The organism is Phytohabitans kaempferiae, assembly GCF_042433955.1.
GTDB classification, from domain to species: Bacteria; Actinomycetota; Actinomycetes; order Mycobacteriales; family Micromonosporaceae; genus Phytohabitans; species Phytohabitans kaempferiae.
In genome coordinates, this window is the sequence record NZ_JBHLUH010000061.1 from 62586 (window position 1) to 76897 (window position 14312).

The window sequence follows — 14312 nt, forward strand, 5'->3', positions numbered from 1 at the left end:
GAAAAGACGGTTCCAAATAGATGACAGTGTCCATTCGCGGGTCAACAAGATCGCGATGGTGGTGGCTAGAATCAGCGGGCCGAAGGGGGAGGGCGCGTGGTCGAGGTTTCCGAGGACGTCGTCGCGCGGCTCGGTGCGTCGGTGGCCGCGGTGTTGCCGCTGATCGCTCTGCGCGTGCCCGCCGGTCCGGCCGCTGGTCTGGGGCGGCTGGGCGCGCCGGACGATCCCGCTCTGCGCACCGCTGTCCGGCGACGGGCGGCGATGGCGGATGTGGCTGGCGCACGGGCGCGCGGGGTCTTGGCCCGACCGGGACCGCCGCGTCCGGTGCCGCGCGGGGTCGGTGTCCCGCGGCCGATGCCGGCCGGGCCGGTCGCGTGGGCGGGGTCGCCCACCGCCGACGGGTCGGCGTTGCTGGCCGCGCTCGGTGACGTGGAGCCGCTGCTGGCGGAGCGCCTGCTCGGTGCGCTGGAGCTGCTGGTGGATGACCTGCGGTTGGCCGGCGTGCCAGACCTGACGGCGTGCGTCGAGCCGGCGCCTGCGGGCCAATACGTGGTCACGGAGAGCGCCGGGCAGAGCGAGGCGGTGGCCGCGGCCAGGACGGTGGATCTGCTGCACCCCGGTGTGGCCGAGCTGATCGAGTCGCTGTGCCGGCGGCTCGCCGCACACGACCAGCTTCGGGAGCCGCTGGCGGTGGGTGAGGGCGACGAGGCGTCGGTCGCCGCCGGGCACGGTGCGGCACACCTGGCCTTGGCGGTGGCGACGGCGAGCGCCGTCCTGGGGCAGGTGCCCGTCCCGGCGTTCGTCGACCGGCCGGCCGCTGTGGTGGGTCTGGCGGTCGGTGCCGCGGTGGTGCTGCTGCGCGAGGCGCCGATGCCGGCCGCGTACGAGTCGGCGCTGCTCGCCAAGGCGCGTGCCGACTACCTGCTGCCGCGGCACAGCGTCGGCTCGGTGACGGTGTCCGGACACCGGTTCGCGCTGGCCGAGAGCGGGTTTCCCGAGCGCGCCGACTTCGGTGGCAACGGCCTGGTGTCCGTGGTGGACGGTGGCGTGGTGATCCGCACCGGCGTCGAGCACGGCCCGGTTACGGTCATCGCCCGCGTGCTCGCGGAGCCGCCCGCCTCCGTGGAGGCCGCCGGCTGGGACGAGGTGGTGGAGGTCGGCTGGCGCGCGTCCCACGGGCGTGCCTCGGTGCGGGGACCGGACGGTGGCGGCGACCCGACGTTGGCCCGGATCACGCCGCCCTGGCCCGGCGACTACCGGCTGCGGGTACACGCCCGTGGCCGCGACGACGTCGACGACCCGTGGGCGGAAAGCTACGAGCTGGTGGTGTGGCAGGCGCCCGCCGCGCCGGAGGTCGTGCACCGGCGCACCGACCGGCTCGGCCACCGGCTGCGCGGCGAGCCGGAGCCGGACCGGGCACCACGACCCGAGATGGCCTACCGGTGGTTGCGACGCAGCACGTTGAGCGAGGCCGCGACCGTCACCGTGGTCACCGGGGCACCGGTCGGACAGGTGCTGGAGGCATTCGGCGCCGACCCGGCGCGCCCCGAGCCGATGCGCGACATCGCCGCCGACCTGGCCGCGCGCGGATCGATCGACCCCTGGGTCGCGGTGCTGGACACCGGCGCCGCCGTGGTGGCCGTGGAGTACAACGGCTTCCAAGGTTCCTCCGAGCCGGTGCTGCGCCAGGCCTCGGCGCGTGGGCGAGCGGCCAGCCTGTACTGGAGCGTCGACGCCGACCGGCGGCTGTCGTTCGCCGAAGACGGGCAGATGCTCGCCGCGTTCGAACCGCCCGCCGCCGGCGACCTCCCCTCCACCGTCGCCGCCGCCCTCACCGGGCTGGACCTTCATGACGTCCGCGACCGAAACGCCAAAGGGCTGGTGGCGGTCGAGCGGTTCACCGGCCGCGGCCTCACCGCTGACGACATGGCCCGGATCGAGGCGGCCGGCATCGGCTTCCGGATCGTGCCTCACATGCCTCCGCTGTACCCCTACGACCCGCGGCGGGTCGACGCCCGGCTCGGTCTCGACCTGGCCGCCCTCGACGCGCTGCCCGAGGCGCGGCTGAGGGACGCGGCGTGGTGGGCGGTCGCCGAGGCGGCCAGCCACACCGATCTGGCCGGCGACCCGGACATCGCGGAGAGCGTGGCGACCCGGACCCTGACCGGCGCCGCCCTCCAGCGCGCCCGGCGCGCGCAACTGGAGGCCGGACAAGAGCGGTGGCTGTGGCTCGCGGCGCACCGCGCCACCAACCCGGACGCGCGGGCCGCGGTCACCGACGCCCTCGACGCCGCCCGCTACGCGGCCGGACCCCACGCCAGCGTGCTGCTCGACCGTGCCCGCGCCAAGATCGCCTGATCGAACGCGCTTCGCCGGTCCGGTCACCATCGGCCGAAGCCGCCGGTGACGGCGGACGAGCCGTCTCACTGGCGGCCGTGCCGGTCACGCGGCGTGGGAGGGCTGGTCATCAGCAGGAGGAGCAGGCCGGCGGCGCAGAGGGCCGCCCCGATGACGTACGCGTACCGGTAGCCGAGGTGTTGGGCCAGGCCGAACAGGGGACCGGCCAGGATCGCCCCGATCGGGAAGGAGTTGGTGAACAGCGTCGTGGCGCGACCCGGTTGCCGCGGCAGCATGTCCTGCGTGTAGGAGATGCCGAGTCCGGCCACCGCCGCGATGAAGAGCGCGTTGACGACCTGCGCGGCGGCCAGCATCCAGATCGTCGAGGCGGCCGCGGCCAGCGCGTAGTACACGACGCCGCAGCCGGCGCCGGCGAGCACCAGCACGCGGGCCCGGATCCGGGTCGCCAGCATCCCGAGGCCGAGCATCAGCGGTATCTCCAGCGCGGCGCAGAGGCCGAGGATGAGGCCCGCGTCGGTCGCGTCGCCGCTCAGCTCGGTGCTGATGAACAGTGGAAGCGCCTGCACGCACAGGGTCAGCGGACACTGGAGCATCGTGAACGCCGCCGCGGTGACCAGCAGCGTAGGCCGCGACGCCACGGGGCCGCCGGCGAGGTCAGGCACAGGCTCGCCGGTGGGAGCCGCCGGCGTGCCGACCTCTTCCGGCGTGCCAACCTTCTCCGGCGTGCCGACCCTCTCCAGCCAGAAGACGGCCACGAGCGCGGCGACCGCGTACATCGCCGCGGCCGTACCGAAGACGTAGACGAAGCCGCCCGTCTCCAGCAGGACGGCGGCCAGCGGCGGCCCGGCGGCCCAGGCCAGGGAGAAGACGGTGCGCAGGGTGCTGATGCCCAGCGCCGGGCTGGAGCCGTCGCGGGCCAGGAGTTGGCGGGCGTAGGCGAACGTCTGCGGAAACAACGCCCCGGCCAGCGCCATCGCGGTCGCGGTCAGCGCGAGCAGAAGCCAGTAGTCGCGGACGAACGCGGTCAGCCCCATGCCGACCAGGCCCGCGACCGACGTGCCGATCAGCAGCCCTCGACGGATCGCCCGCCGGTCGGACAGCCGCCCGATCAGCGTGGACGCGACCACGCCAGCGAGCGGCGCGGCGATGAGGAACACGGTCAGCCGTAACGGATCGGCGTGCACGGCCGTGCTCAGAAACAGCGAACGGAACGGCTCGACCACCGCCATGGAGATGCCGACCGCGAACGAGACCAGCCCGAGCGGAAGCAGCGAACGGCCGAGGTGCCGCGAGTGCGGCGCGACGGCCACCGCCATAGGTCGCAGAGTAACGCCACCGAGGCGCGCCACCTAGAGACCATTGGATGCGCAACGATATTTCGGGCGAAACCTGCGGCAGACACCATGGTCACTGCTGCGGAATCCATGATCATCACGCCGGTCCCTTGGCGCCGATCCGAAGGGGCCGCCGGCCGCGGTGGCTGGTCGCGGCCATTGTGGACAGATCCAGGGAAACCCAACCTCGAAAGGTTTCTCCGTTGCGGCCGCCGGCGAGGTGCGGCACGCTCGTAGGCGTGGGGTTGAACCGGGCGCTGGCGGCGCGGCTGGCCGAGGAGCGTTTGGCCGAGTGGCGTGGCCTCGACTATGCGCGGTGGCGGCTGATGCTCGATGACAACGAGACCCGAGAGGTCATCGCGGAGGATGGCAAACGCTACAGCGTCGTGAGCTCCGGCCTGGACGACGGTGACGGACGGATCCGCATGTCGGTGGCCGTCGATGACGGTGGCTGGTCGGCGTTTTCCCCTTTGACTCAAGCCGAGATCATGCGGCCTGACGGGTCCCTGCTCGATTGACCTCCTGCCGGGCGGATATGCCGGCGCTCGGGCTCTACGCTCTCGGCCGTGGATCGAGGCGCCGCGTCACGGTGAGGGCCGATGCACGAGCGCTACGGCGGCAATGGGCGGTGTGGTGCGCGAGACTGGCGTAGCCTGACGCCAATGAGTGCCTTGGACCGCCTGGCTCGCGAGACCTACGTGCTGCTGACCACGTTTCGCCGCGACGGCCGGGCGGTGGCCACACCGGTCTGGGCCGTCCGCGACGGAGACGCGCTGATGGTGTGGACGGTCGCGGATTCGGGGAAGGTGAAACGCATCCGGCGCAACGGCGCGGTAACCGTCGCACCGTGCGACCTTCGCGGCAATCCCCACGGCGAGGCGGTCAGCGGACACGCCACCCTGACCGGCTCGGCGGAGGGCGACGACCACGTCCGCAGGCTCATCGTCCGAAAGTACGGCCTGCTCGGCCGGATCACCATGCTCGGCAGCCGGATCAGGCGCGGCCGCCACGGCACGGTGGGCCTGCGCGTCACGCTCACCGAGTGACCGCCCCGCGGACCGGTCAGGGGTGGCCGACCAGCAGGCGCAGCGAACCGGTGAACTCCGGTTGGCGGCGCAGGTGCCCGTGCCGTTCGTCCCAGGCGCCGGATTCCAGGTCGCGGCGCAGGTGTGCGACGGCGCGGGCTTCGTCGGCATCATCCACAAAGGTCCAGGCGGACTGAGAGCGGCGTACCCCGGGGTCGAGGAAACGCTCCGGGCGGGCGTAGAAGGCTTCGGTGAAGCCGTCGACGCAGTCGATCGGCACCGGGATCCGGTGGACCTCGGTGGTGCCGATGTGTTCGGCGATGAGGTCGAGCGGCGGGAAGCGGCGCCGTTCGGCGGCGATGATTTCGGGGCTGTACTGGGCCAGCCACAGCAGGTCCAGGGCGTCGCGGTCGAAGGTGAGGATCACGACCGGGCCGAGCGCGACGCGACGTAGCTGGCGGAGGCCGGCGGCGACGTCGGTCCACTGGTGGACGGTGACGGTGGCCATGGCGGCGTCGAAGCTGTCGTCGTCGAAGGGCAGGTCTTCGGCGGCCGCGTTCAGAGCCGGCGCGAGGTGGGGCGGGCGCTGGGCGCGCATGGCCGCGGACGGCTCGACCGGCAGCACGTAGCGGTCGTCGGGCTCGTAGGAGCCGGCACCGGCGCCGACGTTGATGACGGTGCGGGCGCCGGCGAGCGCGGCGTGCACGTGTGCGGCGATGCGTGGGTCGGTGCGGCGCTGGGCCGCGTAGCCCTGGCCGTGGCGGTGGTAGTCGACGTCTCCGGCGTGCATGCTTCCCCCTTCTGGCGGGATCCACGGTAGGCACGGGACGACTGTGGACGCGATCCACATTCCCGACGATCGGGACCCGCCGCAGGCCGGCCATGCCCTGATGAAACAGGCCGTAGGTCGGGCGGAAGGCCGCATACAACACCGGTATGCGACCTTCCGCCCGGCACCACCGGACTCCGCCTCGGCTCGACCGACCCTCATGAAACAGGCCCTGGCGGCCGCGTACGCGCGGTCCGGGGACGTTGGCGTCCTTGCCGCGCAGCGCGGTGCATCCCACCTCGACGAGGTCGCAAACGGACTCCGGTGCGGCGCGCATTTTGGCCGTGAGCCCTCCGTTATCGACCCCGGCCCGGGGGTAAATGAAAGGCATCCCCGCTGTTCAAGGTGAATCCTGCCTGTGCTCACACAGGTTAGCGGGGCGAGGGATTGCAGGGTACGACTCATCACACCCCTGAGGAGGACAAGATGAGCATGGAGACTGCATCCGCCAGGGCGCCGCAGGCGCCGGAGCAGCCCATGCAGGAGGCGCGCCCGCGCGCGATGCCGGCGATGGCCGATGGGCGTCGTGAGGCGATGCGGGGCCCGTCGCCCGGCACGGAGACCAAGCCGTCGGTGCTGACCACGGAGTTCTGGATCTACCTCGCGGCCGTGGGCGGAGTGCTGCTCGCTTCGCTGCTTGTCGGGCAGAACGCGGCCGGGGTGGACACCTTCCGGGCCCACAGTGCGTGGTTCATGATCACGCTGCTGACGATCGGTTACCTGGGTAGCCGTGGTCTGGCCAAGGCCGGCAGCAACTGGCGCACGGGTGCGGAGCGTAAGGACCGCCACTGAGCGGGTCACGCTCGCCACATCGCGGTGGTCGCCGGGGAGAATCCTCCCGGGCGGCCACCGTCCTTTTTCGAGGTGCGCCCCCCGGGGAAACGCGGTCAGTCAGGCTGCCGGCTGCGGGCGATGTGCTGGAGCATGACCTCGTGGTGGTGGCGGATGGCGTCGCGGGTCGCGGCCTCGTCGCCCTCGGCCAGCGCGTCGAGGATCGGCTTGTGGATGGCCATCTGCGCGTCGGCGTTGCTGGGCAGCAGCCAGTCGGGGACGCGGTCGCTGCTGACCCAGTCGTCGTACTCGTACGAGATGATCGCGGTGTGGATGGCCTCGTAGATCGAGGCGAGGTACGGGTTTCCGGAGGTGCGCACGACGGCGGCGTGGAAGAGCGTGTCGGCGGCGATCCACGCGGAGGTGCCGCCCGCCATGCTCTCCTTGAGTCGTTGCAGGGCGGAGCGCACGTCGGCGAGGTTGCTCTCGGCGTGCCGCAGGCCCTCGGTCGCGCCCAGCGTCTCCAGCCAGAGGCGCAGGTCGACGAGGTGTGAGAGCGACTGCTTGTCGAGGTCGAGCATCAGGTTGACCGACGTGGCGATGGCCGACTCGGGGCGGCGCATGACGTAGGCGCCAGAGCCCTGCTTGATCTCGACCAGCCCCATCAGCGACAGCGACCGCAGGGCCTGGCTGACGATCGGCCGGCTCGCGCCGAACATCTCGGCCAGGTGGCGCTCGGAGGGCAGCCGCGCCCCTTCGGCGATGTCCTTGGTGATGATGAGCTGCCGGATCTGCTCGGCCACGTCGTCGGCCAGGCGGCTGGTCGCGACCATCCGGACCGCGCCCAGCTGCACGACGTTGCGTGGGCGGGAACCGGGTCCGGTGGCTGCGGGCTCCGCCGGCGGCATCGCTCCTCCATCAGTCCATAGACGCATTGACATCCTCCGCGTCCGGTGTGGGACAGCCTACGCAAGCCGCGTGACGCTCTGGAAGGACCGGCTTGACGTGGCGTGCCGTCTGGGTTTAGCTAAAAGTGGATTAGCCACTTGACCACCTGAGGTTAGCATGGACCCGATCCTTGAGTCACCACACGATCTCGATACGCTCGCCACTCGCATCCGGCGGCACGCCGTGCGGATGGTGGCCGCGCACGGTCTTGGCTACCTCGGCCAGGCGCTGTCGGCCGCCGAGATCCTGGCCACGCTCTACGCCCGGGTCTACCGCCCGCGGACCGACCGGATCGTGATCTCGCCCGGCCACTACGTGATCGGGGCGTTCGCCGCGGCGGTGGAGACCGGCCTGCTCGACGAGGCCGAGCTGGCCACGTACGGCCACGACGGGTCCCGGCTGGAGGCGATCGGCACCGAGCGCTCGCCCGGGCTCGACCTGACCGGCGGCTCGCTCGGTCAGGGGCTCTCCGGCGCGGTCGGGTTCGCGCTCTCCGACCGGATGCGCGGCCGGACGGAGGCCCGCACGGTCGTGCTGGTCAGCGACGGCGAGCTGGAGGAGGGGCAGGTCTGGGAGGCGGCCATGTTCGCCGCCCACCACCGGCTGGACAACCTCGTGGCCGTGATCGACGCGAACAACTCCCAGGTGGACGGCCCGGTGACCGAGGTCACGACCATCGAGCCGATCGCCGACAAGTGGCGCTCCTTCGGCTGGTGGGCCGAGGACGTCGACGGGCACGACACCAAGGCTTTGGCCGCGGCCCTGGCGGCGGCGGTGGCGGCGGACCGGCCGGCGGTCGTGGTCGCCCGTACCTCCACCACCACCGGACTCGACTGCCTGCCCGCGAGCACCGACGGGCATTTCATCAAGCTGCCGGCCGAGCTCGCCGCGCGCGCCGCCGCCGAACTGGAGTCCCGCCTTGCGTAAACCGCCCTACCCGACCGTGCTCAAGCCGTACGGCACGGCGCTGCTCGACCTGGCCCGCGCCGACGAGCGGATCGTGTGCCTCTCCGGTGACCTGACCCGGCAGTGCGAGGTCGACCTGTTCCGCGACGAGCTGCCGGATCGGTTCGTCAACGTCGGCATGGCCGAGGCGAACATGATGGGCATCGCCGGGGCGCTCGCCCGGGCCGGCCACGTGCCGTTCGTCCACACCTTCGGCGTGTTCGCCACGCGCCGCCCGTTCGACCAGATCGTGAACGCGATCGCCTATCCCAACCTCCCGGTGCGGATCGTCGGCTTCATGCCGGGCATCTCCAGCCCGGGCGGCCCGAGCCACCAGGCGATCGAGGACGTGGCGCTGATGCGCGCGGTGCCCAACCTGACCGTGGTGGACGCCGCCGACGCCACCGAGATCCGCCAGGTCGTACCGGCCATCCTCGACCATCCCGGCCCGGTCTACCTGCGGCTCAAGCGCGGCGAGATCCCGGTCATCTTCGACGACGACTACGAGTTCTCGCTGCACCGCGCGCGGCGGCTGCGACTCGGCGGCGACGCGTTGCTGGTGGCCAACGGGATGATGCTGCCCGCGGCGATCGCGGCCGTGGACGTGCTCGTCGCCGCCGGTGTCGACTGTGGACTCGTGCACGCGCCGGTCGTCAAGCCCTTCGACGCCGCCACGGTGGTGGACGCGGCGTCCGGAGTGGACGCCGTGGTCACCGCCGAGAACCACACGGTCGTCGGCGGGCTCGGCTCCGCGGTCGCCGAGGCGCTCGCCGAGGCCGGAGCCGGCTGCCGGCTGCGCCGCGTCGGGCTGCGGGACACGTTCGCCGAGGGCGCGCTCAGCGCCCACCACCTTTTCCAGACCTACCACCTGACCACGCAGTCAATTGTCGACGCGGTGTGGGAGGCGTCGCGCCGGCCGGACCCCGTGCCGGTCGCCCCGCGCAGCCCAGCCGCCGCCGGCGAGTACTCGCCCGTCTGATCCAGGAGGCCCCGTGACCAACTTCTACGCCCCGCCGGTGGAGACCAGCCCGATCGCGTCGCTCGGCGCCACGATGGGCGTGGACTGGGAGGAGCGGGTCAACTTCGACCGGCTCCGCTCCGACCGGTTCGCGAAGGTCCAGGCGGCGTTCGCCGGATCGGACCTCGGCGCGCTGATCCTCTTCGACATGAACAACATCCGCTACACCACGGGTACGCACATCGGCAACTGGGCCCGGGACAAGCTCTTCCGGTGCGCGCTGGTGATGCGCGGGCAGGACCCGATCCTGTGGGACATCGGCTCGGCCGCCCGGACCCACCAGCAGTTCGCGACGTGGTTCGGCAAGGAGAGCTGGCGGGCCGGGCTGTCGAGCTGGCGCGGCTCCATCCCCGAGGAGGTCGGCGTCGAGCGCGGCAACGCCGCCCGCCTGGCCCAGCTCCTGCGCGAGCACGGGCTGGCCGGCGAGCCGATCGGCGTCGACGTGGTCGAGCTGCCGGTGCTGCGCGCCCTGGAGGCCGAGGGACTGTCCATCGTGGACGGGCACGGCTTCATGCAGGACGTCCGGGCGATCAAGACCGCGGACGAGATCGCCCTGCTGGACCACTCCGCCGGACTCGTCGACGGGGCGTACGAGGAGCTGTTCCGCACGCTGCGACCGGGGATCCGGGAGAACGACTGCGTGGCGCTGGTCAACCGGTACCTGTACGAGCGCGGGTCGGAGGAGGTCGAGGCGGTCAACTCCATCTCCGGCGGCCGGTGCAGCCCGCACCCGCACGTCTTCTCCGACCGCCTCATCCGGCCCGGCGACACCGCGTACTTCGACATCATCCACTCGTTCAACGGCTACCGGACCTGCTACTACCGCACGTTCAACGTCGGCGGCGCCAACCGGGCGCAGGTCGAGGCGTACAAGCGGGCCCGCGAGTTCATGGACAACGCGATCGCCGAGATCCGGCCCGGCGCGACCTCGGCCGACGTGGTGCGGCACTTCCCGGCCGCGCAGGAGTTCGGGTACGCGACCGAGGAGGAGGCGTTCGGCCTCCAGTACTGCCACGGGCTCGGCCTGTCCAACTGGGAGCGGCCGCTGATGAGCCGCTACCACTCGTTCGAGCATCCGGTGACCCTGCACGAGGGCATGGTCTTCGCGATCGAGACGTACTGGCCCACGCCGGACGGCAGCGCCGCGGCGCGGATCGAGGAGGAGGTCGTGGTGACGGCGGACGGCTGCCAACTGCTGACCCGGTTCCCGGCCGACCAGTTGTACGTGACGGGCATCCGGTACACGCCCGGGGCCGACCTGCTGTGACGACGCGACGAGCGCACGAGGAGACACGATGAGCATGACCCTGGGCTGGATCGGGGCGGGCCGGATGGGCTCGGCCATGGCCGGCCGGCTGCTGGACGCCGGGCATCCGGTGCGGATCTGGAACCGGACGCGGGCCAAGGCCGAAGCGCTGGTCGAGCGGGGCGCGACCGTCGCCGACACGGTCGCCGACCTGGCCGACCGCGACGTGGTCTTCGTGATGGTCTCCACCTCGGACGACCTGCGCGAGGTGCTGCGCGGCCTGTACGCCGGCGACCAGGCGCCCGGCACCGTCGTCGACTGTTCGACCGTCTCCGCGGAAGCCTCGGCCGAGGCCCGCGCCGAGTCGGCCAAGCGGGGCGTGCGGTTCATCGCGGCACCGGTCAGCGGAAACCCGCACGTGGTCGCCGCCGGCGGGGCCAGCCTGGTCGCCTCCGGCGACCGGGAGACCTTCGATCTGGTACGGCCGCTGCTGGCCACGATCGGGCGCGCCGCGGTGTACGCCGGCCCGGGCGAGGTGAGCCGCCTGGTCAAGCTCTGCCACAACCTGTACCTGGGGATGATGGTGGAGTCGCTGGTCGAGGTGGTGACGCTCGCCGAGAAGGGCGGTGTGGACCGGGCGGCGTTCCTGGAGTTCCTCAACGGCACCGTGCTCGCCTCCGACTGGGTCCGCAAGCGCACGCCCGACCTGGTCGAGCGGGACTGGCGGCCGACGTTCACGACCGAGCTGCTGCGCAAGGACTTCGACCTCGGGCTGGGCGCGGCCCGTGCCAGCGAGGTGCCGATGCCGGTGGCGAGCCTCGTGCACCAGCTCATCCAGGCGGCGATCGGGCGCGGCCACCGCGACGACGACTTCCTCGCCCTCTACGAGGTCCAGGCCGCCAACGCCGGCCTGCCCGAAGGGCCGGGGCAGGAGACGTGAACCCGATCCTGGCCGGTGTGCCGACCCGGATGTTCATCGGTGGCGAGTGGGTCGAGGGGGCCGGTCGGATCGCGGTGACCGACCCGGCGACCGGGGAGCCGGTGGCGGAGGTCGCCAACGGGTCCGTCGAGGACATGCTCGCCGCGGTCGGCGCGGCGGCCGACGCCGGCCGGCCGTGGGCCGCGACCGCCCCGCGCCGCCGCGCCGAGCTGCTGCTGCGCGCGTACGAGCTGATGGTCGAACGGGCCGACGCGCTGGCCCGGCTGATCGTGCTGGAGAACGGCAAGACGCTGGCCGACGCCCGGGGCGAGGTCGGCTACGCGGCCGAGTTCCTGCGCTGGTACGCGGAGGAGGCGGTCCGGCTCGCCGGCAGCCTCGGCACCGCGCCCGGCGGCGGGCACCGGATCCTTGTCGACCACGCCCCGATCGGCGTGAGCCTGCTGGTCACGCCCTGGAACTTCCCGGCCGCGATGGCGACCCGCAAGATCGGGCCGGCGCTGGCCGCGGGATGCACGGTGGTGCTCAAGCCGGCCAGCGACACGCCGCTGACCGCGCTGGCCATCGCGGCGCTGCTGGGCGAGGCGGGCGTGCCCGACGGCGTGGTCAACGTCGTACCGAGCAGCCGGTCGGGCAAGGTGGTCGACGCGGCGCTGCACGACCCGCGGGTACGCAAGCTCTCCTTCACCGGCTCCACCGAGGTCGGCCGCGTGCTGCTGCGCGCGGCCGCGGACCGGATCGTCAGCAGCTCGATGGAGCTCGGCGGCAACGCGCCGTTCCTGGTCTTCGCCGACGCCGACCTCGACGCGGCCGTGGCCGGCGCGATGGTCGCGAAGATGCGCAACGGCGGCCAGGCGTGCACGGCGGCGAACCGGTTCTACGTGCACCGCGCGGTCGCCGAGGAGTTCGTCGCCCGGTTCGGTGCCGCCCTGGCGGAGCTGCGGCTCGGTCCAGGGCTGGACACCGGGGTCACGCTCGGGCCGCTGATCAACCAGCCGGCCCGGGACAAGGTGGCGGAGCTGGTCGGGGCGACCGTCGGGGCCGGCGCCCGGCTGCACACCGGGGGACACGCGCCGGACCGGCCGGGCTACTTCTACGCGCCGACCGTGCTCGCCGACGTGCCGCCGGACGCGCCGGTGCTGGCCGAGGAGATATTCGGGCCCGTGGCGCCGGTCGTCGCCTTCGACACGGAGGAGGAGGCGATCAGTCTGGCCAACGACACCGAGTACGGCCTGGTGTCGTACCTCTACACCGGTGACCTGGCGCGCGGGCTGCGGGTCTCGGAGGCGCTGGAGGCGGGCATGGTCGGGCTCAACCGGGGCCTGGTCTCCGAGCCGGCGGCGCCGTTCGGTGGCATGAAGCAGAGCGGTCTCGGGCGGGAGGGCGCCCGGGCCGGGATCGAGGCGTTCCTGGAGCCCCGGTACGTCGCCGTCAGCTGGTAGGCGGCGGCCGGGCACCGACCGGCGTCGCGCGCGGCTACGACTTGGTTGCGGCTACGACTTGGTTAAGGACCCAGCCCAAGCCTTGACACCTGGAGGCGGGGATGTTGATCTGGAAAAGTGGCTAAGCCAGATAGCCACTAGGACGGTTTGTTCGCCCGGCAAGTTAGTCGAAATAACGATAAACGTGAAGAATTAGACATCGTCGCGGGATGGGGGAGCCGGCGGCGTCCCAGATCTCAAGGAGTTGGCGTTATGGCAGGCAGGAGAGGAGCCGCGGCGTTGGCCGCCGGGCTCGCGCTCGCACTCGCGGGCTGCGGCGGGAGCACCGTCTCCGGTGGGGACAGCGGTTCCAGCGACGACGGCGCCCCGGTCAAGATCGGATTCCTGGTACCGAAGTCCGGCGTCTACGCGTCGATCGGCTCCGACCTCGAGCGGGGCATGCAGATCTACCTCGACAAGCACGGCGGCAAGCTCGGCGGCCGCGAGATCAACCTGGTCACCGTCGACGAGGGCAGCACACCGCAGGTCGGCACCGCCGCCGCCCGCCGCCTCGTGCAGCAGGAGCGGGTCGCCGCGGTCACCGGCATCGTCAACAGCGCCACCGCCGTCGGCGTGGCGACCGTCTTCTCGGACGCCAAGACGCCGGTCGTCTCCACCGGCCAGGTGACCGACAACCCGTACTGGTGGCGGGTCGGCTGGACCAACCCGATGATGAACGCGTCCATCGTGGACTACCTCGTGTCCAAGGAGAAGGACAAGAACGTCTACCTGATCGGCGCCGACTACAAGCAGGGCCGGGACATCATCGACGCGATCGGCGCCGGGCTGAAGGCCGGCGGCGTCGCCATCGCCGGCACCACGTTCACCCCGTTCGGCACCACGCAGGACTACCAGCCGTACCTGTCGGAGATCCAGAAGTCGAAGGCGACCGCGGTGTACGCGTTCTACGCCGGTGCCGAGGCCGCCCGGTTCGTCACGCAGTACTCGCAGTTCGGGCTCAACAAGCAGGCGACGCTCTACGGCAACCAGGCGCTGACCGAGGGGAACCTCGCCGCGCAGGGTCCGGCCGCGAGCGGCGTGCTCACCAACGCCATCTACACGCCGCGGATCGACTCGCCGCTCAACAAGGAGTTCGTCGACGCGTACGTGGCCAAGTACAACGCCCAGCCGTCGGTCTACTCCGAGGCGCAGTACGCCTCGGCGGCCGTGCTGGACAAGGCGATCGCGGCGGCCGGCGGCGAGGTCACCGGCGAGTCGCTCAACACGGCCCTGAGCCAGGTGGGCGACATCGAGACGCCCCGCGGCACCTGGCGGTTCGACGCCGCGCAGGCGCCCACGCAGACCATCTACCTGCGGCGCGCCACCGACAACGGCGGCGTGATGTCCGACGAGGTTGTCGAGACGCTGGGCGTCTACACCAGCGAGGGCGAGAAGTCCTGACCCGGCGGCGGGCGGTCCG

The 14312-nt window shown here is 72.0% G+C and carries 13 protein-coding genes; 10 read left to right on the forward strand and 3 right to left on the reverse strand.

Going from position 1 to position 14312, the window contains the following annotated elements; all coding sequences use genetic code 11:
- Positions 1-96: 96 nt before the first annotated feature.
- Positions 97-2358: a DUF6461 domain-containing protein gene (locus ACFFIA_RS29205; RefSeq protein ID WP_377256685.1), complete on the forward strand. Its 2262-nt coding sequence runs from the start codon at positions 97-99 to the stop codon at positions 2356-2358.
- Positions 2359-2423: 65 nt separating this feature from the next.
- On the opposite strand, the gene ACFFIA_RS29210 is transcribed toward ACFFIA_RS29205, so the two are convergent.
- Positions 2424-3674, reverse strand: a complete 1251-nt coding sequence (locus tag ACFFIA_RS29210) for a sugar efflux transporter (RefSeq protein WP_377256688.1) — start codon at positions 3672-3674, stop codon at positions 2424-2426.
- A 257-nt stretch (positions 3675-3931) separates the two neighbouring features.
- Here ACFFIA_RS29210 and ACFFIA_RS29215 point away from each other — a divergent pair, with 257 nt between their 5' ends.
- Entirely contained in the window at positions 3932-4210 is a 279-nt protein-coding gene (locus ACFFIA_RS29215; protein WP_377256691.1) for a hypothetical protein, read from the forward strand.
- Between the two features lie 144 nt (positions 4211-4354).
- Positions 4355-4738: a PPOX class F420-dependent oxidoreductase gene (locus tag ACFFIA_RS29220; protein WP_377256694.1), complete on the forward strand. Its 384-nt coding sequence runs from the start codon at positions 4355-4357 to the stop codon at positions 4736-4738.
- Between the two features lie 16 nt (positions 4739-4754).
- Here the strand turns inward: ACFFIA_RS29220 and ACFFIA_RS29225 are convergent, their stop codons facing one another.
- Positions 4755-5507 (reverse strand): class I SAM-dependent methyltransferase, encoded by a 753-nt coding sequence (locus tag ACFFIA_RS29225; RefSeq protein WP_377256697.1) that lies wholly within the window; start codon positions 5505-5507, stop codon positions 4755-4757.
- A gap of 540 nt (positions 5508-6047) precedes the next feature.
- Here ACFFIA_RS29225 and ACFFIA_RS29230 point away from each other — a divergent pair.
- The gene (locus ACFFIA_RS29230) at positions 6048-6338 is read left to right on the forward strand and encodes a hypothetical protein (protein ID WP_377257267.1); all 291 of its coding nucleotides are present in this window, start codon (positions 6048-6050) and stop codon (positions 6336-6338) included.
- Positions 6339-6433: 95 nt separating this feature from the next.
- Here the strand turns inward: ACFFIA_RS29230 and ACFFIA_RS29235 are convergent, their stop codons facing one another.
- Entirely contained in the window at positions 6434-7225 is a 792-nt protein-coding gene (locus tag ACFFIA_RS29235; RefSeq protein WP_377256700.1) for a FadR/GntR family transcriptional regulator, read from the reverse strand.
- A 157-nt stretch (positions 7226-7382) separates the two neighbouring features.
- Here ACFFIA_RS29235 and ACFFIA_RS29240 point away from each other — a divergent pair, with 157 nt between their 5' ends.
- From ACFFIA_RS29240 to ACFFIA_RS29265, 6 genes are all read left to right on the forward strand, one after another.
- On the forward strand, positions 7383-8192 hold the full coding sequence (locus ACFFIA_RS29240; RefSeq protein ID WP_377256703.1) for a thiamine pyrophosphate-binding protein: 810 nt from the start codon (positions 7383-7385) through the stop codon (positions 8190-8192).
- Positions 8185-9189 carry a transketolase family protein gene (locus tag ACFFIA_RS29245; protein ID WP_377256706.1) on the forward strand — a complete coding sequence of 335 codons (1005 nt, stop codon included), beginning with the start codon at positions 8185-8187 and terminating at the stop codon, positions 9187-9189. Before ACFFIA_RS29240 ends, ACFFIA_RS29245 begins: the two co-directional genes overlap by 8 nt.
- Positions 9190-9202: 13 nt before the next feature.
- Entirely contained in the window at positions 9203-10495 is a 1293-nt protein-coding gene (locus ACFFIA_RS29250; RefSeq protein WP_377256709.1) for a M24 family metallopeptidase, read from the forward strand.
- Between the two features lie 28 nt (positions 10496-10523).
- Positions 10524-11414, forward strand: coding sequence for an NAD(P)-dependent oxidoreductase (locus ACFFIA_RS29255; RefSeq protein ID WP_377256713.1), 891 nt, complete (start codon positions 10524-10526; stop codon positions 11412-11414).
- 29 nt (positions 11415-11443) lie between these two features.
- The gene (locus ACFFIA_RS29260) at positions 11444-12853 is read left to right on the forward strand and encodes an NAD-dependent succinate-semialdehyde dehydrogenase (RefSeq protein ID WP_377257270.1); all 1410 of its coding nucleotides are present in this window, start codon (positions 11444-11446) and stop codon (positions 12851-12853) included.
- Between the two features lie 252 nt (positions 12854-13105).
- Complete coding sequence (locus ACFFIA_RS29265) at positions 13106-14293, forward strand: ABC transporter substrate-binding protein (protein ID WP_377256716.1); 1188 nt, start codon at positions 13106-13108, stop codon at positions 14291-14293.
- Positions 14294-14312 lie beyond the last annotated feature (19 nt).

Coding starts and splice junctions, on each gene's coding strand:
- ACFFIA_RS29230 (WP_377257267.1), top strand. CDS start 6,048: ATGCCGGCGATGGCCGATGGGCGTCGTGAGGCGATGCGGGGCCCGTCG.
- ACFFIA_RS29265 (WP_377256716.1), top strand. CDS start 13,106: ATGGCAGGCAGGAGAGGAGCCGCGGCGTTGGCCGCCGGGCTCGCGCTC.
- ACFFIA_RS29240 (WP_377256703.1), top strand. CDS start 7,383: ATGGACCCGATCCTTGAGTCACCACACGATCTCGATACGCTCGCCACT.
- ACFFIA_RS29210 (WP_377256688.1), bottom strand. CDS start 3,674: ATGGCGGTGGCCGTCGCGCCGCACTCGCGGCACCTCGGCCGTTCGCTG.
- ACFFIA_RS29225 (WP_377256697.1), bottom strand. CDS start 5,507: ATGCACGCCGGAGACGTCGACTACCACCGCCACGGCCAGGGCTACGCG.
- ACFFIA_RS29260 (WP_377257270.1), top strand. CDS start 11,444: ATGTTCATCGGTGGCGAGTGGGTCGAGGGGGCCGGTCGGATCGCGGTG.
- ACFFIA_RS29235 (WP_377256700.1), bottom strand. CDS start 7,225: ATGCCGCCGGCGGAGCCCGCAGCCACCGGACCCGGTTCCCGCCCACGC.
- ACFFIA_RS29255 (WP_377256713.1), top strand. CDS start 10,524: ATGAGCATGACCCTGGGCTGGATCGGGGCGGGCCGGATGGGCTCGGCC.
- ACFFIA_RS29220 (WP_377256694.1), top strand. CDS start 4,355: ATGAGTGCCTTGGACCGCCTGGCTCGCGAGACCTACGTGCTGCTGACC.